This is a genomic window from Streptomyces sp. NBC_01334 (assembly GCF_035983595.1).
GTDB classification, from domain to species: Bacteria; Actinomycetota; Actinomycetes; order Streptomycetales; family Streptomycetaceae; genus Streptomyces; species Streptomyces coriariae.
The window spans coordinates 5,802,492-5,824,530 of record NZ_CP130718.1; the positions used below are offsets into that span (position 1 = coordinate 5,802,492).

Sequence of the window (22,039 nt, forward strand, 5' to 3'; positions counted from 1 at the left end):
CCTTCGTAGCACCGTGGCAGGGCCTGCTCGGCCCATACCACGACTCCTCAAGACACACAGGAGCAGTAGTGAGCAAGCGCAGCAAGTCCCTCCGCGCTGCGGACGCCAAGATCGACCGGGAGAAGCTCTACGCCCCGCTCGAGGCCGTCCGTCTCGCCAAGGAGACCTCCACGAGCAAGTTCGACGGCACCGTCGAGGTCGCCTTCCGCCTGGGTGTCGACCCGCGCAAGGCCGACCAGATGGTCCGTGGCACCGTGAACCTGCCGCACGGCACCGGCAAGACCGCCCGGGTCCTGGTCTTCGCGACCGGTGACCGTGCTGCGGCCGCGGAGGCCGCGGGCGCCGACATCGTCGGCTCCGACGAACTGATCGACGAGGTCGCGAAGGGTCGTCTGGACTTCGACGCCGTCGTCGCCACCCCGGACCTCATGGGCAAGGTCGGCCGCCTCGGCCGCGTGCTCGGTCCGCGTGGTCTGATGCCGAACCCGAAGACCGGCACCGTCACCCCCGACGTGGCCAAGGCCGTCACGGAGATCAAGGGCGGCAAGATCGAGTTCCGCGTCGACAAGCACTCGAACCTGCACTTCATCATCGGCAAGTCGTCCTTCGACGACACCCAGCTGGTGGAGAACTACGGCGCGGCCCTGGAGGAGATCCTCCGTCTGAAGCCGTCCGCCGCCAAGGGTCGTTACATCAAGAAGGCCGCGATCAGCACCACGATCGGCCCCGGCATCCTGGTGGACCCGAACCGCACCCGCAACCTTCTCGTCGAGGAGGACCCGGCCGCGGTCTGAGCCTGACAGCTCACCCTCAGTCGGTGACGAGCCCCGCAACCTTTCGAGGTGCGGGGCTCGTCCCTTTTGCCGTACGTATCTTTTTCGTACGACTGTCAGTGCTGTGCGTTAGCGTTCAGTGACAGGAATCCATGGGGGTGGGACGAATGAAGTGCAGGAACCTGCGCCGCGCGGGCCTCTCGATCGTCGCGGCGGCTCTGCTGACGGGGGTGACGGCCTGCGGCGGCTCCGGCGGCTCCGAGGGTTCGGGCGGCTCCGGCGGCTCCGGGAAGGGCGGGGACGGCAGCCCCCGGCTGAGCCCCATCGCGGCCCTGCGCACCGCCGAGAAGTCCACCGACGGCGCCGACTCCGCGAAGGTCGAGTCGACCACGACCATGGGCTCGGTGATGTCGATGACCGCCGACGGCGCTCTCGCCTGGGGGGACGGCCTCACCGGCACGCTCACCATCACGTACACCGGCGGAACCATGGCCGACACCATGCGCCAGATGGGCACCACGTCGATGGAGGCCCGCTATCTGCCCGACGCCTACTACGCGAGGATGGGCGACTCCTTCGCGGAGCAGGCCGGCGGCAGGCACTGGATCCGATACGCGTACGACGACCTGGAGAGCCTCGGCGGCAGCTCCGGCGCGTATCTGAAGGACCAGATGCAGAACACCACCCCGAACCAGTCGGTGAAGCTGTTGCTGGCCTCCGGGGACGTGCGGGAGGTCGGCGACGAGAAGGTGCGGGGGCAGCGGACCACGCACTACTCGGGGACGGTGGAGGTGGCGGACCTCGCCGAGAAGAACTCCAACCTCAGCCAGAGCCAGCTCGACGACCTGAGGAAGACGCTGGAGCAGGCCGGCGTCACCACCGAGACGGTCGACATCTGGGTCGACGACCGGGATCTGCTGGTCAAGAAGGTCGAGAAGGGCGAGACCACGGCGGGCGCCTATGCCCAGACCGCGTACTACACCGACTACGGCACCGAGGTCTCCGCCGAGGTGCCTCCGGCGAGCGACACCGCGGACTTCTCGGAGCTGGTGAAGCAGCAGGGGGCGGGTACCGGCTCGTAATTCACGGGCCCTCTCCCGATCCCCTGGGATACCTTCACGGTCTTGCTGTGAATCGACCGTGTGTTCGCTGTCTCGGTTTCTGGGGGAAGTTGGATGAGGTCTTCCGTGGGTGTCCTCGGGCTGTCCGCGCTGCTCGTCGCGGGGTGTGCGGCGGCGGGGGGCACGGAGAGCGGGGGTGACTCCGCCGCCGCGGCCGCCGTCACCCGGGCCGCGGAGAAGGCGGAGGAGACCGTGTCCCTGCGCTACCGCATGACCGGCCGGACGCCGGAGGAGGGCCGGATCGAGGCCGAGGCATCGATCGGCGTCGAGCCGCCGGCCATGAGCCTGAAGTCCACCGCGCTCAGCGGGCCCGACCAGGGCACGGGTGAGTTCCGGCTGGTCGGCGGGGTGCTGTACGTCGGCACCGACGAAGCCGACGAGAACGGCAAGCACTGGATCAAGTTCGGGGCGCCGGGCAGCTCCGACACCCCCAGCGGGATCAAGGTCGACACCGGCACGATGGTGGACCGGGTCCGGGACAACCCCTCCCACGAGGGCGGCTTCCTCGCCGCGGCCGACGACCTGGAGCAGGCCGGCACCGAGACCGTCGACGGCGTCCGCACCACCCACTACACGGGCACGGCCACCGTCGACGACATCCGGGCCTCCTACGAGGACGAGGACAAGAGCGTCCGGCAGCGGACCGAGAAGAGCCTCGCCCAGTACGAGAAGCAGGGCGTGGACGAACTCACCATGGACCTGTGGGTCGACGCCGAGGACCGTACGCGGCAGCTGCGGGTGCAGGGCTTCGGGCGGCGCGGCGAGCTCGACCTCACCCTCACGTTCTTCGACTTCGGCAAGCCCGTGACCGTGAAGGCGCCGGCCACCTCGGACACCGTGGACATGGCCGAGGAGCTGAAGAAGGCCCGCGACTGAGGCCCGTACCGGCCCCGTACGGGCGGATTTGCTTGACGGCGCCCCGTTCACGTACGCTCCTCGAGAAGCCAAAGACCGCTGGTCGTTGCCGTGCTCTCGCAAGAGGGGGCGGTGGCCGAAGGATCCGCTGCAATGCGGACGACCCGCGCAGGTGTCAGTGGATACGCTCCCGGACCGAAATCCTTCCATGGAATTCGTTCGGTCGAGCTACGCCCCGTGCGCCTGCGCCGGGGCGTTTCGTTTGTCCCAGCCCCTTCTGAGCGGTCCTCATCACCCGGAAGGAGGCCGACGCTCTATGGCAAGGCCCGACAAGGCTGCCGCGGTAGCCGAGCTCGCGGACCAGTTCCGCAGCTCGAACGCCGCTGTGCTGACCGAGTACCGGGGTCTCACCGTGGCGCAGCTCAAGACGCTGCGTCGTTCGCTCGGTGAAGACGCCCAGTACGCCGTGGTGAAGAACACGCTGACCAAGATCGCGGCCAACGAGGCCGGGATCTCGACGCTCGACGACCTGTTCAACGGTCCGACGGCGGTTGCCTTCATCACTGGTGACCCGGTGACGTCGGCGAAGGGTCTTCGTGACTTCGCCAAGGACAACCCGAACCTCGTCATCAAGGGCGGTGTCCTTGACGGTAAGGCGCTGTCCGCCGACGAGATCAAGAAGCTTGCGGACCTCGAGTCCCGCGAGGTTCTGCTCGCCAAGCTGGCGGGCGCCATGAAGGGCAAGCAGTCCCAGGCTGCCTCGCTCTTCCAGGCGCTTCCGTCGAAGTTCGTCCGCACCGCGGAGGCGCTTCGGGTCAAGCTGGCCGAGCAGGGCGGTGCCGAGTAACTCGGCTCGCACTTTGACCGCCGCATGACGTGGCGGTCGACGCGGGCCGAACGTACGCCCGCCGACATGTACATCCGGCACCTGCCGAATTGAATGGAAGGATCGCCCACCATGGCGACGAAGCTGTCCCAGGAAGAGCTGCTCGCGCAGTTCGAGAACCTCACCCTCATCGAGCTCTCCGAGTTCGTGAAGGCGTTCGAGGAGAAGTTCGACGTCACCGCCGCCGCCGCGGTCGCCGCTGCCCCGGCCGGCCCGGCCGCCGCCGCTGAGGTTGCCGAGGAGCAGGACGAGTTCGACGTCATCCTCACCGGTGCCGGCGAGAAGAAGATCCAGGTCATCAAGGTCGTGCGTGAGCTGACCTCCCTGGGTCTGAAGGAGGCCAAGGACCTCGTCGACGGCGCTCCGAAGCCCGTCCTCGAGAAGGTCGCCAAGGAGGCCGCTGAGAAGGCCGCCGAGTCCCTCAAGGCTGCCGGCGCCTCCGTCGAGGTCAAGTAACACCTCCCGGTCGGCGACGACCGGACGCGAAGGCTGAATCAGTCCCTCCGGGGCTGTAACGCTCACGCACCGAAGAGCGATCATCCATCTGGGTGGTCGCTCTTCGGCGTTCCTGGGAGCGTGACCACGGTTGCCTTGCACCTGCTTGACCGGGGGGTATGGTGATCTTCATCGTGTCTCCGGCGCCCGAGTTCGCGCAGGGGGGCCTTGACGAACCGCACGCAGCGCGCAATTCTCAGGACGCGTCGTCACAAGGATCCGAATCCGAGGCATGGATCGACGGCGAAGAGGGCAGTATCACCGTGCGTTGAGGGCTAGCAGACCGAGGGCGTTGAGAACTACGAGGGTCTCCAGAAACCCGCACTGGACATCAGTGTGCCAAGTGGCTACACTGACCCTTTGCGCTGCCTGTTAGCTGTTCCCTGCCCGTCACCAGGGGCATGCCCTCACTTGAGCCGGACGACCAGACAATCCCCCACCTGGGATTTCTGTCTCTGCGCGCAGGATGAGGAGCCGGTACGCGCGTAGTGAGTCCGAGCCCTCGGAAGGACCCCCTCTTGGCCGCCTCGCGCAACGCCTCGATCTCGAATACGAACAACGCCGCCAGCACCGCCCCGCTGCGCATCTCCTTTGCAAAGATCAGGGAGCCCCTCGAGGTTCCGAACCTTCTCGCGCTGCAAACCGAGAGCTTTGACTGGCTGCTCGGCAACGACGCCTGGAAGGGTCGCGTCGAGGCCGCCCTGGAGTCCGGTCAGGACGTCCCCACCAAGTCCGGTCTGGAGGAGATCTTCGAGGAGATCTCTCCGATCGAGGACTTCTCCGGGTCGATGTCGCTGACCTTCCGCGACCACCGTTTCGAGCCTCCGAAGAACAGCATCGACGAGTGCAAGGACCGCGACTTCACGTACGCGGCCCCGCTCTTCGTGACGGCCGAGTTCACCAACAACGAGACCGGCGAGATCAAGTCCCAGACGGTCTTCATGGGCGACTTCCCGCTCATGACCAACAAGGGCACCTTCGTCATCAACGGCACCGAGCGTGTCGTCGTGTCGCAGCTGGTCCGTTCGCCGGGTGTCTACTTCGACTCCTCCATCGACAAGACGTCCGACAAGGACATCTTCTCCGCCAAGGTCATCCCGTCCCGGGGCGCCTGGCTGGAGCTCGAGATCGACAAGCGCGACATGGTCGGTGTGCGTATCGACCGCAAGCGCAAGCAGTCCGTCACCGTCCTTCTGAAGGCTCTCGGCTGGACCACCGAGCAGATCCTCGAGGAGTTCGGCGAGTACGAGTCCATGCGCGCCACCCTGGAGAAGGACCACACCCAGGGCCAGGACGACGCGCTGCTGGACATCTACCGCAAGCTGCGTCCGGGCGAGCCGCCCACGCGTGAGGCCGCGCAGACGCTGCTCGAGAACCTCTACTTCAACCCCAAGCGCTACGACCTGGCCAAGGTCGGCCGCTACAAGGTCAACAAGAAGCTCGGTGGCGAGGCCCCGCTCAACGCGGGTGTCCTGACCGTCGAGGACGTCATCGCGACGATCAAGTACCTGGTGAAGCTGCACGCCGGGGAGACCGAGACGGTCGGCGAGTCCGGTCGCTCGATCATGGTCGAGACCGACGACATCGACCACTTCGGCAACCGTCGTATCCGCAGCGTCGGCGAGCTCATCCAGAACCAGGTCCGTACGGGTCTGGCTCGTATGGAGCGCGTCGTGCGTGAGCGCATGACGACCCAGGACGTCGAGGCGATCACGCCGCAGACCCTGATCAACATCCGGCCGGTCGTCGCCTCCATCAAGGAGTTCTTCGGCACCAGCCAGCTGTCGCAGTTCATGGACCAGAACAACCCGCTGTCGGGTCTGACGCACAAGCGTCGTCTCAACGCCCTCGGCCCGGGTGGTCTGTCCCGTGAGCGGGCCGGCTTCGAGGTCCGTGACGTGCACCCGTCCCACTACGGACGCATGTGCCCGATCGAGACCCCCGAAGGCCCGAACATCGGTCTGATCGGTTCGCTCGCCTCCTACGGCCGCGTCAACGCGTTCGGTTTCGTGGAGACGCCGTACCGCCGGGTCACCGACGGTGTCGTCACCGACGAGGTCGACTACCTGACGGCCGACGAAGAGGACCGGTTCGTCATCGCGCAGGCCAACGCCACGCTCGACGACGACCTGCGCTTCACCGAGAACCGCGTCCTGGTCCGCCGCCGTGGCGGTGAGGTCGACTACGTCCCCGGTGACGACGTGGACTACATGGACGTCTCGCCGCGCCAGATGGTGTCGGTCGCGACCGCCATGATCCCGTTCCTCGAGCACGACGACGCCAACCGTGCCCTCATGGGCGCGAACATGATGCGTCAGGCCGTGCCGCTCATCAAGAGCGAGGCCCCGCTGGTCGGCACCGGCATGGAGTACCGCTCCGCCGTCGACGCCGGCGACGTGGTCAAGGCCGAGAAGGACGGTGTGGTCCAGGAGGTCTCCGCGGACTACATCACCACGACCAACGACGACGGCACGTACATCACGTACCGCCTGGCCAAGTTCTCCCGGTCCAACCAGGGCACCTCGGTCAACCAGAAGGTCATCGTCAACGAGGGCGACCGGATCATCACCGGTCAGGTCCTCGCCGACGGCCCGGCCACCGAGAACGGCGAGATGGCCCTGGGCAAGAACCTGCTCGTGGCGTTCATGCCGTGGGAGGGTCACAACTACGAGGACGCGATCATCCTGTCGCAGCGCCTCGTGCAGGACGACGTCCTCTCCTCGATCCACATCGAGGAGCACGAGGTCGACGCCCGTGACACCAAGCTCGGCCCGGAGGAGATCACCCGGGACATCCCGAACGTCTCCGAGGAGGTCCTCGCCGACCTCGACGAGCGCGGCATCATCCGTATCGGTGCCGAGGTCGTCGCCGGTGACATCCTCGTCGGCAAGGTCACGCCCAAGGGTGAGACCGAGCTGACCCCGGAGGAGCGCCTGCTGCGCGCCATCTTCGGTGAGAAGGCCCGTGAGGTCCGTGACACCTCGCTGAAGGTGCCGCACGGCGAGATCGGCAAGGTCATCGGCGTCCGCGTCTTCGACCGTGAGGAAGGCGACGAGCTGCCGCCGGGCGTGAACCAGCTGGTTCGGGTCTACGTGGCGCAGAAGCGCAAGATCACGGACGGTGACAAGCTCGCCGGCCGTCACGGCAACAAGGGTGTCATCTCCAAGATCCTGCCCATCGAGGACATGCCGTTCCTCGAGGACGGGACCCCGGTCGACATCATCCTCAACCCGCTGGGTGTGCCGTCCCGAATGAACCCGGGACAGGTGCTGGAGATCCACCTCGGCTGGCTCGCCAGCCGCGGCTGGGACGTCTCCGGTCTCGGCGAGGACTGGGCGCAGCGGCTCCAGGGCATCGGCGCCGACCAGGTCGCCCCGGGTACCAACGTGGCCACCCCGGTCTTCGACGGTGCGCGTGAGGACGAGCTCGCGGGCCTGCTGAACCACACCATTCCGAACCGCGACGGCGAGCGCATGGTGCTCCCGACCGGTAAGGCGCGGATGTTCGACGGCCGTAGCGGTGAGCCGTTCCCGGACCCGATCTCGGTCGGCTACATGTACATCCTGAAGCTGCACCACCTGGTCGACGACAAGCTGCACGCCCGCTCGACCGGTCCGTACTCGATGATCACCCAGCAGCCGCTGGGTGGTAAGGCGCAGTTCGGCGGTCAGCGCTTCGGTGAGATGGAGGTGTGGGCGCTGGAGGCTTATGGCGCCGCGTACGCCCTCCAGGAGCTGCTGACGATCAAGTCCGACGACGTCACCGGCCGCGTGAAGGTCTACGAGGCCATCGTCAAGGGCGAGAACATCCCCGAGCCTGGCATCCCCGAGTCCTTCAAGGTGCTCATCAAGGAGATGCAGTCTCTCTGCCTGAACGTGGAGGTGCTGTCCAGTGACGGTATGTCCATCGAGATGCGCGACACCGACGAGGATGTCTTCCGCGCTGCGGAGGAGCTCGGCATCGACCTGTCCCGGCGTGAGCCGAGCAGCGTCGAAGAGGTCTGACGGGAGTTCGGCAGGGCTCACGACGTTGAGCCCTGCCGGCCCCGGGACCCCCGTATCAGACCCTAAGACTTACAACCCTGAGAGGGATTGACGCATAGTGCTCGACGTCAACTTCTTCGACGAGCTCCGGATCGGTCTGGCTACCGCTGACGACATCCGTCAGTGGAGCCACGGCGAGGTCAAGAAGCCCGAGACGATCAACTACCGCACGCTCAAGCCCGAAAAGGACGGACTCTTCTGCGAGAAGATCTTCGGTCCGACCCGGGACTGGGAGTGCTACTGCGGCAAGTACAAGCGTGTCCGCTTCAAGGGCATCATCTGTGAGCGCTGCGGCGTCGAGGTGACCCGCGCCAAGGTGCGTCGTGAGCGGATGGGCCACATCGAGCTCGCCGCTCCCGTGACGCACATCTGGTACTTCAAGGGTGTCCCGAGCCGTCTGGGCTACCTGCTCGACCTGGCTCCCAAGGACCTCGAGAAGGTCATCTACTTCGCGGCGTACATGATCACGTACGTCGACGACGAGCGCCGTACGCGTGACCTGCCCTCGCTGGAGGCGCACGTCTCCGTCGAGCGTCAGCAGATCGAGAACCGTCGCGACGCCGATCTCGAGGCCCGCGCCAAGAAGCTCGAGACCGACCTGGCCGAGCTCGAGGCCGAGGGTGCCAAGGCCGACGTGCGCCGCAAGGTGCGCGAAGGCGCCGAGCGGGAGATGAAGCAGCTGCGCGACCGTGCACAGCGCGAGATCGACCGTCTCGACGAGGTGTGGGCCCGCTTCAAGAACCTCAAGGTCCAGGACCTCGAGGGCGACGAGCTGCTCTACCGCGAGCTGCGTGACCGCTTCGGCACGTACTTCGACGGCTCGATGGGTGCCGCGGCGCTGCAGAAGCGCCTGGAGTCCTTCGACCTCGACGAGGAGGCCGAGCGCCTCCGCGAGATCATCCGTACCGGCAAGGGCCAGAAGAAGACCCGTGCGCTCAAGCGCCTGAAGGTCGTCTCCGCGTTCCTGCAGACCAGCAACAGCCCCAAGGGCATGGTGCTGGACTGCGTGCCGGTCATCCCGCCGGACCTTCGCCCGATGGTGCAGCTGGACGGTGGCCGCTTCGCGACCTCCGACCTGAACGACCTGTACCGCCGTGTGATCAACCGGAACAACCGCCTGAAGCGCCTTCTCGACCTCGGTGCGCCCGAGATCATCGTGAACAACGAGAAGCGCATGCTCCAGGAGGCCGTCGACGCCCTCTTCGACAACGGTCGTCGTGGTCGCCCGGTCACCGGTCCCGGTAACCGCCCGCTGAAGTCCCTCAGCGACATGCTGAAGGGCAAGCAGGGTCGATTCCGTCAGAACCTGCTCGGCAAGCGTGTGGACTACTCCGCGCGTTCCGTGATCGTCGTCGGTCCGCAGCTGAAGCTGCACCAGTGCGGTCTGCCGAAGGCGATGGCGCTGGAGCTCTTCAAGCCGTTCGTGATGAAGCGCCTGGTCGACCTGAACCACGCGCAGAACATCAAGAGCGCGAAGCGCATGGTGGAGCGCGGCCGCACGGTCGTGTACGACGTCCTCGAAGAGGTCATCGCCGAGCACCCGGTTCTGCTGAACCGTGCGCCCACCCTGCACCGCCTCGGCATCCAGGCCTTCGAGCCGCAGCTGGTCGAGGGCAAGGCCATCCAGATCCACCCGCTCGTCTGCACCGCGTTCAACGCGGACTTCGACGGTGACCAGATGGCCGTCCACCTGCCGCTCTCCGCGGAGGCGCAGGCCGAGGCCCGCATCCTGATGCTGTCCTCGAACAACATCCTGAAGCCCGCCGACGGCCGTCCGGTGACGATGCCGACCCAGGACATGGTCCTCGGTCTGTTCTTCCTCACCACCGACGGCGAGCTGCGTGACACCAAGGGCGAGGGCCGCGCGTTCGGCTCCACGGCCGAGGCGATCATGGCGTTCGACGCCGGTGAGCTCGCGCTGCAGTCGGCGATCGACATCCGCTTCCCGGTGGGCACCATCCCGCCGCGCGGCTGGACCCCGCCGGCCCGCGAAGAGGGCGAGCCGGAGTGGCAGCAGGGTGACACCTTCCGCCTGCGGACGACCCTGGGCCGTGCGCTCTTCAACGAGCTGCTGCCCGAGGACTACCCGTTCGTCGACTACTCGGTGGGCAAGAAGCAGCTCGGCGAGATCGTCAACGACCTCGCGGAGCGCTACCCCAAGGTCATCGTGGCGGCGACGCTCGACAACCTGAAGGCGGCCGGCTTCTACTGGGGCACCCGTTCCGGTGTCACCGTGGCCATCTCCGACGTCGTCGTCCCCGAGGCGAAGAAGGCCATCGTCGCGGGCTACGAGGCGCTGGACGAGAAGGTCCAGAAGCAGTACGAGCGCGGTCTGATCACCAAGGAAGAGCGCACGCAGGAGCTCATCGCGATCTGGACCAAGGCGACCAACGAGGTCGCCGAGGCGATGAACGCGAACTTCCCCAAGACGAACCCCATCTTCATGATGGTTGACTCGGGTGCCCGAGGAAACATGATGCAGATGCGGCAGATCGCCGGTATGCGTGGTCTGGTGTCGAACGCGAAGAACGAGACCATCCCGCGTCCGATCAAGGCCTCGTTCCGTGAGGGCCTGTCCGTCCTCGAGTACTTCATCTCGACGCACGGTGCCCGTAAGGGTCTGGCCGACACCGCCCTGCGTACCGCCGACTCGGGTTACCTGACCCGTCGTCTGGTGGACGTCTCGCAGGACGTCATCATCCGCGAGGAGGACTGTGGCACCGAGCGCGGTCTGAAGCTGCGGATCGCCTCGCACGACGAGGCCGGCGTGCTGCGCAAGGCCGAGGACGTCGAGACCAGCGTCTACGCCCGCATGCTCGCCGAGGACGTCGTCATCGACGGCAAGGTGATCGCGCCGGCCAACGTGGACCTGGGCGACGTGCTCATCGACCAGCTCGTGCGCCACGGTGTCGAGGAGGTCAAGACCCGCTCGATCCTGACCTGTGAGTCCCAGGTCGGCACCTGCGCCATGTGCTACGGCCGCTCGCTGGCCACCGGCAAGCTGGTCGACATCGGTGAGGCGGTCGGCATCATCGCCGCCCAGTCCATCGGTGAGCCCGGTACCCAGCTGACGATGCGTACCTTCCACACCGGTGGTGTGGCCGGTGACGACATCACCCAGGGTCTGCCGCGTGTCGTCGAGCTCTTCGAGGCCCGTACCCCGAAGGGTGTCGCCCCGATCTCCGAGGCCCAGGGCCGCGTGCGGATCGAGGAGACCGAGAAGACCAAGAAGATCGTCATCACGCCGGACGACGGCAGCGACGAGACGGCGTTCCCGATCTCGAAGCGTGCCCGTCTCCTGGTCAGCGAGGGCGAGCACGTCGAGGTGGGCCAGAAGCTCACCGTGGGTGCCACCAACCCGCACGACGTGCTGCGCATCCTGGGTCAGCGTGCCGTCCAGGTCCACCTGGTCGGCGAGGTCCAGAAGGTGTACAACTCGCAGGGTGTGTCGATCCACGACAAGCACATCGAGATCATCATCCGGCAGATGCTGCGCCGGGTGACGATCATCGAGTCCGGCGACGCCGAGCTGCTGCCCGGCGAGCTCGTCGAGCGCTCGAAGTTCGAGGTCGAGAACCGTCGTGTGGTGCAGGAGGGCGGTCACCCGGCCTCCGGTCGTCCGCAGCTCATGGGTATCACCAAGGCCTCGCTGGCCACGGAGTCCTGGCTGTCGGCGGCGTCCTTCCAGGAGACGACCAGGGTGCTGACGGACGCGGCGATCAACGCCAAGTCCGACTCCCTGATCGGCCTCAAGGAGAACGTCATCATCGGTAAGCTCATCCCGGCCGGTACGGGTCTGTCCCGCTACCGCAACATCCGGGTCGAGCCGACCGAGGAGGCCAAGGCCGCGATGTACTCGGCCGTCGGCTACGACGACATCGACTACTCGCCGTTCGGCACGGGCTCCGGCCAGGCCGTTCCGCTGGAGGACTACGACTACGGTCCGTACAACCAGTAAGGCGTACGTCTGAAGTACTGAAGGGCGGTCACCCCGTTGCGTACGGGGTGGCCGCCCTTCGGCATGTCCGGGGACCCGCGCTAACGGCCGGTCAGCTCCCAGGCGGTGACGCCGACCGTCGCGAGGGCGGCCAGGGCGCCGATGCTGGCGAGTGGCCAGCGGGAGCGTTCCAGGGCGTCGAGGCGCTGTTCGTGGTCGGCGATCTGTTTGTCGGTCTGGTCGCTGCGCTGGACCAGCAGGGCGAGCGAGCCGTCGACGCGGGCGAAGCCGGCCTCGACGGTGCCGCGCAGCCGCTCCAGTTCCAGGGCCACGGCGGCCGGGTCGGAGAAGGGTTCGTTCACGCGTCGCTCTTTTCGCTGGGCCTTCCGCCGGCCGGGGTGTCCGTACGCAGCCACGAGGGCAGCAGGGTCTGTACGGCGGGCAGGGCCATGACCCTGGTCACGCCGGCGGCGGCGGTGAGCGCCGCGGCGGCCCAGGGCAGGGTGCCGGGGATGCCGGCGGCGTCGACGACCGTCGGCAGCAGCACGCACAGGCCGACAGCGGTCTGGAGAACGGTACGGAGGGTGCGCTTGGCGGCCTCTGACATCGGGAGCCTCGATTCTCAGGAGCTGTGGGGGACCTTCAGCGCCGCCCAGGACTTGGCGCCCGGCCAGCCGTCGGCGGAGGAGCCGGTGTAGCCGAGCTTGCGCTGCCACTTGGCGTAGGAGAGACGGTCGGCCTCGGTCCACTGCGGGCCGGGGCCGGAGTTGTAGGCGGAGCAGCCGACGGCGACCAGGCGCTTGCCCAGCGCGGTGACGATCGGCGACTTCGGGTTCTTCCGGAACCATGCGGCGCCGGGGAAGGGCTGGTACTGCGGCGTGCCGGTGCCGGTGCCGGTGCCGGTGCCGGTGCCGGTGCCGGTGCCGGTGCTCGGGGTGGTCGGCTTGCCCAGCCGGGTCGCGACCCTGGCGCGGAAGTCGGCCATGGTGAAGCCGCGCGGGTCGATCTTCTTGCTGGTCCACTCCTTGTGGCCGATCACGGACGCGGCCGACCAGCCGTGCGCCCGGCACAGCGCGGCCGAGGCGCGGACCATGGCCTCCAACTGGACGGCCGGCCAAGGGTCCTTGCCGTCGCCGAGGTTGACGCACTCGAAGCCGTAGAAGTGGACGTTGCCGTCGGTGTCGTTCTCGTTCGGCGCGGGCAGCGCCTTCTCGGCGATGACGGCCCTCAGGACGTCGCCGTCGCCGCTGCCCGCGTGGTTGGCGCGGCCGTTGCCGACGAGGTGGACCGTGCCGTCCTTGGCGATCACGCCGTGGCAGAGGGGGCCGGGCAGGGCGGAGTGGCCGTCGAAGCACAGGCTCACGCTGTTGCCGGTGCCGGAGGTGACGGTGTGGTGCACGATCACTCCGTTGACCGGTCCCCAACTTCCCTTGTGGTTGCGATTGTTGGTGCGCCAGCCGGAGTGCTCGACGACGGTGACGCCCTCGGCCCGCAGTGCGGACACGAGGGCGTCGGCGGAGAGGGGGTTGGCCATGGTGGTGCCTCCCTGGGGAGTGTTCGGGCATGAGAAAACCCCGGCCGGCGGGGGAGCGGCTCGGGGTGGCGGGGTGGTTCTCCTGTCGGTGCGGTGGCCTCAGACCATGGCGGGGTCGCCGTCGGTGCTGGTGCTGGTGCTGGTGCTGGTGCCGGCGTCGGCCTCGGTGGCGGTGCCTGTCTCGGCGGCCGTGTCGGCGGCGGTCTCGGGATCGGCGCCGGTGTTCGGGTCCGGTGCGGTCCCGGGGCCCGGGGTGGTGCCGTCGCCGTCCTCTGCGTCGTCGTCCGGCTGCCACTGGGCGCACAGGGCGACGTAGGCCGCCGCGTCGGTCGCGAAGTCGGTCAGGGCCTCGGCGACCGCGCGCTGGACGGCCGTCGGGTCGGGGACGACCGGGTCCGTGCCGACGGGCATGATCGTGACGCGGCCGGTGCCGCGCAGGACCGCGCCGCCCTCGCCGGTCTCGGTGAACTGGGCGGTGACGTTGACCGGCGAGTAGGTTCCGCTGATTGAGTCGGGGCCGACGATCGAGCTGAGGCTGGTGTCGGAGACGTTGACGTGGATCGTGTGGCCGCTCTCGGTGAGGGTGGCCCGGCCCGCGTAGTCGATCGCGAGGCCCCAGGGCTGAGTGGGGTCGATGTCCATGGACGCGCTGCCTTCCTGTGGTGTCGGGGTCAGCTCTGGCGGCCGTGCATGAGGACCGGGGTGGCGTGGACGGTGCCGGAGGTGCTGGTGACGATGGCCTGGATCTCCACCTTGACCGTGGTGGTGTACACGGAGGAGAAGGTGGTGCTGATCAGGTCCGTGTAGTCGAACTCGGTGCCCGCGGAGACCGTGGGACCCCACTGGGCGCTGTTCACCAGCACCCGGACCTGGCCGGCCGCGCCGGAGCTCGCCGCGGTGCTCAGCCGCAGCCGCATCTTCGGCTGCCAGACCGGGTTGTACGACAGTGCGATCGTCGCCCAGGCCGTCGAGGCGGTCTGCGGCCAGCGTGACGCCGCCGTGTCCTGCGGGGGCAGCATGGCCAGCCAGGGCCGGGCCAGGCCGCCGCTGTTGACGTCGTCGGAGAAGATCTCGCGGTTGCCGTTGTCGTAGATCCGCAGCGGCTGGAGCGAGTTGGCGCTGCCGTCCCCGTTGAACAGGGTCATGGCGAGGCTGCCGGTCTGGCGGTGGATCTCCAGACCGTACTCGGCGTCCTTCCACGAGCCGACCCGGAACATCGTGTCGGTGCTGCCGGGCCGCTGGACGAGCAGGGTGCCGCCGTCGGTGACCTTCAGGGTGCCGTCCTTGATCTCCACCTCGCCGCCGGTGATCGTGTTGAGGGCGGGGCGGGTGTTGACGGCGGTGGACAGCTGCTGGATGCGGCGTTCCATCTGGGTGAGCCGGTCGATGATGTCTTCGGGGAGCTGAGGCATCAGGCGTCCTCCAGGTAGAGCTCGGCGGTGTCGGGGCGGCCGCGCTGGGCCGGGCTGACCTTGACGCCGATGATCCGGTAGCGGGCGTCCAGGCCCTCGGTCCACCACTCGTCGGTGATCCGGAGGCGGACGGTGCGGCCCAGCAGCGCGGACGGCACCAGGTCGTCGAGGCGGACGCTGATCTCGGGGATCACCACGGCGCCGGTGCCCTCGGCGAGTTCGGCGTTGGCCAGGGACCGCAGGATCGTCGTGCTCGCGATGTCGTTGTGGTCCGAGGCGAGGTCGATCCGCGGGTAGCCGACCTTGATCAGGGCTTCGCCGTCGGGGATGTCGGCGTCGGCGAACAGCGGACGGGACTCGACGGCCTGGTTGGTGTTGTCCGTGGCGCCGCGGGCCCGGGCGGTGGTCCCGCCGCGGGTGGCGTCGCGCGGGAAGGTGTACGACAGGATCGTGCCGGGCCGGTCCATCACCAGGTCGGTGCTGCCGGTGGTGATCTTCGGGCTGCCCAGCCGCAGCCGGCGGACCCGGGTGCCGGTGACCGGGTCGCGGTAGACGGCGATGTAGTGCTCGAAGCCGTTCTCCAGGGCGGCCAGGGCGTCGATCGCCTCCAGGTAGACGGTCTCGTCGCCGTCGCGGTACGACACCGAGCGCCGCACCCCGGAGAGCTCCTGCCCGAAGGTGACGCCGATGTCGCCGCCGGTCGGCAGCGGCGGCGTGCCGTCGTCGACGAGCTCGCCGGTCTGGAGGTGGCGCCACAGCCGCCGCGCCACCTCCAGCTGGTCGTCGCTCCCGGAGAACGTGAGGTCCTGGCGGATCCGGCGGCGGCCGGCGTACGACTCGAAGGTGGCCGCCTGGATGCCGAGGGTGAGCACGCCCCGGTCGTCGCTCTGCAGGGTGGACGTCCAGATGATGCCGCCCCACCACAGGTCGTTGCCGCGCTGGAGGTAGACCGCGGTGCGGCCCTCCTCGATGCGGCGGACGCGGGCGGCCACCTGCGCGTTGGGGACGGGGACGGTGCCGGAGAGGGACCCGGCCTTGCCGATGTAGTCGTCGACGGTGACGTCCCGCAGGGGCAGGATGTCGATGGTGTCGTCGGTGCGCAGATCGCAGAAGATCGCGCGGTAGGGGGTGGTGGTCGTGGACATACGGCGGTCAGCTCCCAGGGCCGTGTCGGTCGGCGCTCACAGCACGAAGCAGGCGGAGAAGCGCAGGACATTGCCGACCTGGATGACACCGCTGGTCGACCAGCTGATCAGCTGGACCGAGCCGTCGGCGGCGATCCGCACGGCGCCGTCGGCGAAGCCGTCGCTCGCGGAGGCGTAGGTCTCGACGACCGGCCGCCAGCCGGTCGGCAGGGCACAGATCAGCTCGTCGCCGACATTGCCCGGGTTGGTGGTGCCGGCGGCCGTCGCGGTGAGGGCACTGGTGATGCGGGTGAGTCCGACGGTGAACGAGCACACGCCGCGTGTGCGTCGGGCGCCGAACCACGACAGCGACCAGTTGCCCTGGGCGGTGACCCCGGTGTTGGTCGTCTCCACGACGAGCGGCGGCTGGTAGTCGGCCCAGGCGGTGCCGGACCAGCGCTGGATCACGCCGCTCAGGTCCCGGTACTGGCCGGGGTAGGCGCCGTTGGAGGTGTCCGTGGTCACCGGGAGGATGCCGCCGACGCCGACCGTGGCGGTGCGGCGGCCGAGCAGTGCCGAGGCCCAGGCGATGCCGCCGGTGCCCGCGCTCGCGTTGGCCGGCACGGTGACCTCGTACAGCGGAAGCGACAGGCCGGGCGCCGCCGGTACCGTCGGGGCCGCGGCCGGGGTGCCCGGGACGATCTCGACGACGGCCTCGGTGCGGCCCGAGCCGTCGTAGGCGTCGTCGTAGATCCGCAGGACGAGCAGGTCGATGCGGTTGTACTGGGCGTTGCCGTCCGGGAACGTCACGGGCAGGTACTCGGTGAGGGCGACCGGGTAGGCGCCCCTGGCGTCGGTGCTCTGGAGCACGGCACGGCCGGGGCTGACCGTGGCGGACATGCTGTTCGCCGTGCCGGTGAGCGTGAAGCCGGAGATGCGGGAGGCGCCGTCGGAGGAGCCCGGCAGGACACCGGAGCGGGTGGCGACGGGCGAGGTGGGGGTCAGGGCGCCGAGCGAGACCAGGCGGGTGTCCTCACGGGACTGGCCGTCGGGGGAGAGCCATCCGGAGCGCAGGGGCATGGTCGACTCCTTTCGGGAGAACGGGCGGGAGCGGGACGGTGGTTCAGGCGATCGGGTCGACGCGCAGGAAGATGGTGTCGAACGCGCAGGTGAAGCTCGCGTTGCTCGACCGGTGCATCGCGGTGACGGTGTAGGTCGAGCCGGCGGTGAGGGAGTTCAGGCGCAGCTGGGTCGACGTCGACTTGGACACGGCGCCCGAACCGGACGCGGCCCGCTCGTCGTCCGCCGCCCAGATCACCGTGGAGCCCAGCGTGACCTGCGGGGACATGTGCGCCTGCGCGGTCTCGCCGCCCGAGGACATCCGGGCGCCCAGGCCGATGATCACGGAGCCGGACGGCGGAGCGGTGAAGCCGAGCGTGAGCGCGGTGACGGTGGTGGAGGCCAGCGCGGCCGTGTACGTCGTCGAGGCGGTGGTCCCGGCGTCCAGCGACTGCACGAAGGCGGGCCCCGGAACGGCCGGCTGCCAGGCGCCGCCGTTCCAGCGCTGGAGCTGGCCGAGCGAGGAGTCGCGGTACTGGCCGACATAGCCGCCGGTGGTCAGCACCCCGGCCGGGACGACCCCGCCGACGCCCTTGGGGTAGGGCACCCAGGCCGTGGAACTCCAGCGCTGGAGCGTGTCGTTGACGTCCCGGTAGTGGCCGGGGTAGCCGCCGGGAGCGGTGTCGTCGGAGCGGGTCGGCAGGATGCCGCCGAGCGGGACGGTGGTGGGGCGCAGATCGACGCGGGCGTTGTCCCAGTCGATTCCGCCGCTGCCGGCCCCGGCGTTCTTGGCCACGGTGACGGTGAACAGGACGAGGGAGGCGTCCGGAGCGGCGGGGGCGACCGGGGTGGCGGCCGCGGTGCCCTTGACGATCTCGACGGCGGCCTCGGTGCGGTCGGAGCCGTCGTAGTCGTCGTCGTAGATCCGCAGGACGACGAGGTCGACGCGGCCGAACTGGGGGTCGCCGGCGTCGAAGGTGAGCGGGACCGGTTCGGTGACGGCGACCGGGTAGGCGCCGCGGGCGACGGACGTCTGGATGACGGCCCGGCCCACCCCGACGGTGGCGGTCATGCCGCCGGCGGTGCCGTTCAGCCAGAGACCGGTGACCCGGTACAGGCCGTTCTCGGAGCCGGGCAGGACCCCGGAGCGGCCCTTGATGTCGGTGACCGGGGTGACCGCCCCGATCTGGGTGACCCGGGTGTCCTCCCGGGTCTGGGCGTCGGCCGACAGCCAGGCGGAACGTACGGTCATGGGGGTGTCCTTTCCTCAGGAGGCCGACTCGTAGGTGCCGTGGATGGAGAGGATGTCGTTGACGGCCCAGGTGAACGGCGCGGACTTGTCCCACGGGCTGGTGCCGGTCTTGAGGGTGTCGCGCAGCGAGCGGACGACTCCGCCGTTGGCCACCGCGAGGAGCCCGCTGCCCTGGTACAGCAGGACGGCGGAGTCGTCGAAGGCCTCCGCGTTCAGCACCCGCCCGTCCAGCTTCCAGGCGGTGGAGACCGGTGCGACCGGCAGCGAGAAGGTCCAGTCGCCGTCGGCGGACTGGGTGGACAGGTTGGTCGTCGAACCGATCTTGAGGTAGATCCGGAAGGTGACGACGGTGCCCGTCTTCACGTACGCCCCGGCCAGCGTGCCGTTGCCGAGGGTGGGCGCCACGCCGGTCTCGCAGCGCCAGACCGGCGTGTAGTTCGTCCAGGTCGGGACCGGCTGGTACGTCACCCAGGCGGTGCCGTTCCATCGCTGGAGTCCGGCGGGGCTGTCGCGGTACTGGCCGGTGTAACTGGCCGTGGTGACGGCGCCGGAGGGGGCGATGCCGCCCAGGGCGCTGGGGTAGGACACCCAGGCGGAGCCGTCCCAGCGCTGGAGGGCGCCGCCGGAGTCGCGGTACTGGCCCGGGTAGGCGCCGTTGCCGGTTTCGCCGTAGACGGGCAGGATGCCGCCGACCGCGACGGTGGGCGTGCGCAGGTCGGTCACGTCGGTGCTCCAGTTGATCCCGCCCTTGCCGGCGCTGATGCCGGCCCGGACGGCCACCTGGTAGACCGGCAGCACGATCTCCGGGAGCGCGGGCACGACGGGGGTGGCCGCCGGCGTGCCCCGGACGATCTCCACGGCGGCCTTGGTGAAGCCCGAGTCGTCGTACAGGTCGTCGTAGACGCGCAGGACGACGACGTCGATCCGGCCGTAGGAGGCGTCGCCGTCGGCGAAGGTGAGGGTGATCGGCTCGGCCAGCGTGACCGGGTAGGCACCCTGGTTGCTGTCGGCCTGGACGACGGCCCGGCCCTCGTGGACGACGGCGGTCATGGTGCCCGCGCCGCCCTCCATCCAGAAGCCCGAGAGGCGGTACTGGCCGTCGTAGGAGCCGGGCAGGATGCCGGAGCGGACGTCCAGCGGGTTGGCGGGGGTGGTCGCGCCGAGCTGGGTCAGGCGGGTGTCCTCGCGGGTCTGGCCGGTCTCGGCCACCCATGAGCTGCGCAGGTTCATCTGCTGGTCTCCTGTGGTCTTCGGAGGCGAACTCCGGAGGTGCGTGGGTGAGGTGAGGGTCCGTCAGGACGCGTCAGGACCTGAGCCATTCGGCGGTGAAGTTGGTGTAGTAGCCGGAGCCGCCGAGGGTGTTGATGGTCACGCCGGAGCTCTGCAGCCCGTAGAGCGCGAGCTTGTCGCCGGCGGCGCACCTGATCAGGGCGCTGCCGCCGACCGAGGTCGCGCCGGGGCCCGCGCCGATCAGCCAGGTGGCGCGTGCGACTCCGCCGCCGTTGAGGTAGATCCGTGCGCCGCGCGAGCCCGTAGAGGGTTGCTGGAGCCAGGTGACGGACCCCGACACCCGCCACCAGCCGGCCCTCGGCACCGTGTAGGTGTTGGACCCCGACCAGCCGGCCGCGTCGTCCACGTCGGTGCTCTGCAGGGCCATCTGCGTCCACGTGTTGTGGACCACGGACTGCTCGCTGGTCTGCGAGACGCTGAGCAGCAGGGTCGTGCGGCCCTCCGCGTACGTCCAGGCACTGCCGTTCCAGCGCTGGAGCAGACCGGCGGAGTCCTCGCGGTACTGGCCGGGGTAGCCGCCCGTGGCGACGGTGCCGGAGGGGGCGATGCCGCCGACGGACTTCGGGTACGCGACCCAGGCACTGCCGTTCCAGCGCTGGAGCGGACCGGTGGGGTCCTCCTGGTACTGGCCGGCGTAACTGCCCGCGGTCAGGGTGCCGGCCGGTGGGATCCCGCCGACGCCCTTGGGGTACGCGACCCAGGCGGTGCCGTCCCAGCGCTCCAGGACGCCGGCGTTGTCGCGGTACTGGCCGGCGTACGCGCCGCTGAAGCCGGCGGCGGGGACGATCCCGCCGAGCGCCACCGTGGCGTAGCGCAGGTTGGTGACGGCGGAGTCCCAGGCCAGTCCGCCGGAGCCGGCCGACGCCCCGGCGGGCACCAGGATCCGGTAGAGCGGCAGGGTGCTGCCGTCGGGACCGACCGGCTGCTGGGGCGCGGCCGCGGGGGTGCCCTTGACCAGGCGGACGCGTGCCACGGTGTCCGCGGTGCCGTCGTAGGTGCTGTCCTGGACGACGAGTTCGACCAGGTCGATCCGCTGGTGCGTGGGGTCGCCGTCCTCGATCGTCAGGCTCTCGGGTTCGGTCACCGCCACGGCGTAGGTGCCCTGGTTGGTCCGGCCGCCCTGGACGAAGGCGCGGCCGGTGCCGATCGTGAGGGTCATGCCCCCGGTGGCGCCGCTGAGCGCGAAGCCGCCGGGGACGATACCGCCGCGGGCCTTGAGCGGGATGTTCTCCGCGACCAGGGCGTTCGGGGTGAGGAGGCCGGACAGGGTGACCCGGGTGTCCTCCCGGGTCTGGCCGGTCTCCGTGAGCCACGCGGCTCGCACGGTCATGGGGTCACCACTCCGCTTCTCGCCAGCGCACCGTCATCTGGGCGCCGGAGCCGTAGGTGTCGGGTCGGAAGGCCAGCTGCGCGCGGCCGGGGGCGAACGCGAAGAGTTCCTCGGGGCTGCTGTCCGCGGCCGCGGTGTGCCGGCGGGAAGCGGTGCTGTTGAGGGTGACCGTGCCGGCGGCGGTGTCGACGACGAGCTCGTCGCCCGAGGCCAGCGCGATCTCGTAGCGCAGCCGCTGCGCCGAAGTCCGGTCGGTCACCGTCGGGTTGGCGCACGGGCCGGTGAAGGTGATCACCGGATGGGTGGGTGCGGAGCCGCCGTTGTCGGCGTTGACGTCCCCGGTGGAGGCCGCCTGCCCCCAGTACAGCGGCCAGGTCAGCGGCCACGTCAGACCGCTCTCCGGCTGCGGGGCGCCGGTGACGGCGGTCTGCTCGGTCACCGAGTAGCGGCGCGGGTCGGTGGCGTACCACTGCACGGACGCCCGGGAGACGCCCTGAGTGGTGTACGTCCGGTCGGCCGCCAGCACCCGCTGGCTGACCCGGGCCCGTACGGCCAGCGTCTCGCCGTGCAGCCGCACCGCCAGCCAGCGCTCCGCGTCGCCGAGCAGCAGGGCCTGGCGCAGGACACGGGTGGCGGTGAGCGAGGAGGCGGTGTCGTCCTGGGCCGGGACGGTCCACACCGTGCCGCCGACCTTGCGGGGCTTGGCGTAGCGGGCGTCCCGGCCAGGCGCCGTGCGCGGTGGGGTGGTCGGCGTCGGAGGAGTCGTACTCCGGCAGGTCCTCCCAGCCGCTGAGGCCGCCGCGGTCGATCTCGTAGGAGGTGCCGGGGCCCATCAGCAGTCCGGCCCACTGCATCTGCCCGTCGCGGGTGATGAGTGAGCCGGGGGCCACATCGTCGGTGTATGCGGTTGTCGTGATCTCGGCCATGG

General features: G+C 69.3%; 17 protein-coding genes and 1 pseudogene. 7 read left to right on the top strand and 11 right to left on the bottom strand.

Translation table 11 applies throughout. The annotated features are described in order from the left end of the window. The first annotated feature begins 68 nt into the window (after nucleotides 1-68). The 7 genes from rplA (at nucleotide 69) to OG736_RS26145 (ending at nucleotide 12,131) form a co-directional block, all read left to right on the top strand. On the top strand, nucleotides 69-794 hold the full coding sequence (rplA, locus tag OG736_RS26115) for a 50S ribosomal protein L1 (RefSeq protein WP_020132674.1): 726 nt from the start codon (nucleotides 69-71) through the stop codon (nucleotides 792-794). A 146-nt stretch (nucleotides 795-940) separates the two neighbouring features. After that, nucleotides 941-1,855, top strand: coding sequence for an SCO4651 family lipoprotein (locus OG736_RS26120; RefSeq protein ID WP_327184587.1), 915 nt, complete (start codon nucleotides 941-943; stop codon nucleotides 1,853-1,855). Between the two features lie 93 nt (nucleotides 1,856-1,948). Next, nucleotides 1,949-2,770 (top strand): SCO4651 family lipoprotein, encoded by an 822-nt coding sequence (locus OG736_RS26125; RefSeq protein ID WP_327184588.1) that lies wholly within the window; start codon nucleotides 1,949-1,951, stop codon nucleotides 2,768-2,770. 295 nt (nucleotides 2,771-3,065) lie between these two features. Further along, nucleotides 3,066-3,596, top strand: coding sequence for a 50S ribosomal protein L10 (rplJ, locus tag OG736_RS26130; protein WP_020132671.1), 531 nt, complete (start codon nucleotides 3,066-3,068; stop codon nucleotides 3,594-3,596). A gap of 111 nt (nucleotides 3,597-3,707) precedes the next feature. Further along, entirely contained in the window at nucleotides 3,708-4,091 is a 384-nt protein-coding gene (rplL, locus tag OG736_RS26135) for a 50S ribosomal protein L7/L12 (RefSeq protein ID WP_062640264.1), read from the top strand. A gap of 557 nt (nucleotides 4,092-4,648) precedes the next feature. Continuing rightward, nucleotides 4,649-8,134, top strand: a complete 3,486-nt coding sequence (rpoB, locus tag OG736_RS26140) for a DNA-directed RNA polymerase subunit beta (RefSeq protein ID WP_314223377.1) — start codon at nucleotides 4,649-4,651, stop codon at nucleotides 8,132-8,134. Between the two features lie 97 nt (nucleotides 8,135-8,231). Continuing rightward, the gene (locus tag OG736_RS26145) at nucleotides 8,232-12,131 is read left to right on the top strand and encodes a DNA-directed RNA polymerase subunit beta' (protein ID WP_020132668.1); all 3,900 of its coding nucleotides are present in this window, start codon (nucleotides 8,232-8,234) and stop codon (nucleotides 12,129-12,131) included. An 80-nt stretch (nucleotides 12,132-12,211) separates the two neighbouring features. On the opposite strand, the gene OG736_RS26150 is transcribed toward OG736_RS26145, so the two are convergent. From OG736_RS26150 to OG736_RS26200, 11 genes and pseudogenes are all read right to left on the bottom strand, one after another. Further along, the gene (locus OG736_RS26150) at nucleotides 12,212-12,472 is read right to left on the bottom strand and encodes a hypothetical protein (protein WP_020132667.1); all 261 of its coding nucleotides are present in this window, start codon (nucleotides 12,470-12,472) and stop codon (nucleotides 12,212-12,214) included. After that, nucleotides 12,469-12,717, bottom strand: coding sequence for a hypothetical protein (locus OG736_RS26155; protein WP_267018877.1), 249 nt, complete (start codon nucleotides 12,715-12,717; stop codon nucleotides 12,469-12,471). Before OG736_RS26155 ends, OG736_RS26150 begins: the two co-directional genes overlap by 4 nt. Nucleotides 12,718-12,732: 15 nt before the next feature. Continuing rightward, a complete protein-coding gene (locus OG736_RS26160; RefSeq protein WP_327184589.1) occupies nucleotides 12,733-13,644 on the bottom strand; it encodes a peptidoglycan-binding protein in 912 nt (303 codons plus the stop codon). 99 nt (nucleotides 13,645-13,743) lie between these two features. Then, nucleotides 13,744-14,286 carry an ATP-binding protein gene (locus OG736_RS26165; RefSeq protein ID WP_327184590.1) on the bottom strand — a complete coding sequence of 181 codons (543 nt, stop codon included), beginning with the start codon at nucleotides 14,284-14,286 and terminating at the stop codon, nucleotides 13,744-13,746. A 29-nt stretch (nucleotides 14,287-14,315) separates the two neighbouring features. Further along, nucleotides 14,316-15,056 (bottom strand): hypothetical protein, encoded by a 741-nt coding sequence (locus OG736_RS26170; protein WP_327184591.1) that lies wholly within the window; start codon nucleotides 15,054-15,056, stop codon nucleotides 14,316-14,318. Beyond that, on the bottom strand, nucleotides 15,056-16,201 hold the full coding sequence (locus OG736_RS26175) for a hypothetical protein (protein WP_327184592.1): 1,146 nt from the start codon (nucleotides 16,199-16,201) through the stop codon (nucleotides 15,056-15,058). The genes OG736_RS26170 and OG736_RS26175 overlap by 1 nt, the downstream gene beginning before the upstream one ends. A gap of 36 nt (nucleotides 16,202-16,237) precedes the next feature. Next, nucleotides 16,238-17,260 (bottom strand): hypothetical protein, encoded by a 1,023-nt coding sequence (locus OG736_RS26180; protein WP_327184593.1) that lies wholly within the window; start codon nucleotides 17,258-17,260, stop codon nucleotides 16,238-16,240. Between the two features lie 43 nt (nucleotides 17,261-17,303). After that, nucleotides 17,304-18,491, bottom strand: coding sequence for a hypothetical protein (locus OG736_RS26185; protein ID WP_327184594.1), 1,188 nt, complete (start codon nucleotides 18,489-18,491; stop codon nucleotides 17,304-17,306). Between the two features lie 15 nt (nucleotides 18,492-18,506). Continuing rightward, nucleotides 18,507-19,721: a hypothetical protein gene (locus OG736_RS26190; RefSeq protein ID WP_327184595.1), complete on the bottom strand. Its 1,215-nt coding sequence runs from the start codon at nucleotides 19,719-19,721 to the stop codon at nucleotides 18,507-18,509. Nucleotides 19,722-19,794: 73 nt separating this feature from the next. Continuing rightward, nucleotides 19,795-21,111, bottom strand: coding sequence for a hypothetical protein (locus OG736_RS26195; RefSeq protein ID WP_327184596.1), 1,317 nt, complete (start codon nucleotides 21,109-21,111; stop codon nucleotides 19,795-19,797). A 4-nt stretch (nucleotides 21,112-21,115) separates the two neighbouring features. After that, nucleotides 21,116-22,037, bottom strand: a pseudogene (locus OG736_RS26200) (phage distal tail protein). Nucleotides 22,038-22,039: the final 2 nt, after the last annotated feature.

Bases quoted from the DNA above. Each gene is read 5' to 3' on its own strand.
- OG736_RS26195 (WP_327184596.1), bottom strand. From the start codon at position 21,111: ATGACCGTGCGAGCCGCGTGGCTCACGGAGACCGGCCAGACCCGGGAG.
- OG736_RS26185 (WP_327184594.1), bottom strand. From the start codon at position 18,491: ATGACCGTACGTTCCGCCTGGCTGTCGGCCGACGCCCAGACCCGGGAG.
- OG736_RS26125 (WP_327184588.1), top strand. From the start codon at position 1,949: ATGAGGTCTTCCGTGGGTGTCCTCGGGCTGTCCGCGCTGCTCGTCGCG.
- OG736_RS26155 (WP_267018877.1), bottom strand. From the start codon at position 12,717: ATGTCAGAGGCCGCCAAGCGCACCCTCCGTACCGTTCTCCAGACCGCT.
- OG736_RS26120 (WP_327184587.1), top strand. From the start codon at position 941: ATGAAGTGCAGGAACCTGCGCCGCGCGGGCCTCTCGATCGTCGCGGCG.
- OG736_RS26190 (WP_327184595.1), bottom strand. From the start codon at position 19,721: ATGAACCTGCGCAGCTCATGGGTGGCCGAGACCGGCCAGACCCGCGAG.
- rplJ (WP_020132671.1), top strand. From the start codon at position 3,066: ATGGCAAGGCCCGACAAGGCTGCCGCGGTAGCCGAGCTCGCGGACCAG.
- rplL (WP_062640264.1), top strand. From the start codon at position 3,708: ATGGCGACGAAGCTGTCCCAGGAAGAGCTGCTCGCGCAGTTCGAGAAC.
- OG736_RS26180 (WP_327184593.1), bottom strand. From the start codon at position 17,260: ATGCCCCTGCGCTCCGGATGGCTCTCCCCCGACGGCCAGTCCCGTGAG.
- OG736_RS26160 (WP_327184589.1), bottom strand. From the start codon at position 13,644: ATGGCCAACCCCCTCTCCGCCGACGCCCTCGTGTCCGCACTGCGGGCC.
- OG736_RS26165 (WP_327184590.1), bottom strand. From the start codon at position 14,286: ATGGACATCGACCCCACTCAGCCCTGGGGCCTCGCGATCGACTACGCG.
- OG736_RS26170 (WP_327184591.1), bottom strand. From the start codon at position 15,056: ATGCCTCAGCTCCCCGAAGACATCATCGACCGGCTCACCCAGATGGAA.
- OG736_RS26175 (WP_327184592.1), bottom strand. From the start codon at position 16,201: ATGTCCACGACCACCACCCCCTACCGCGCGATCTTCTGCGATCTGCGC.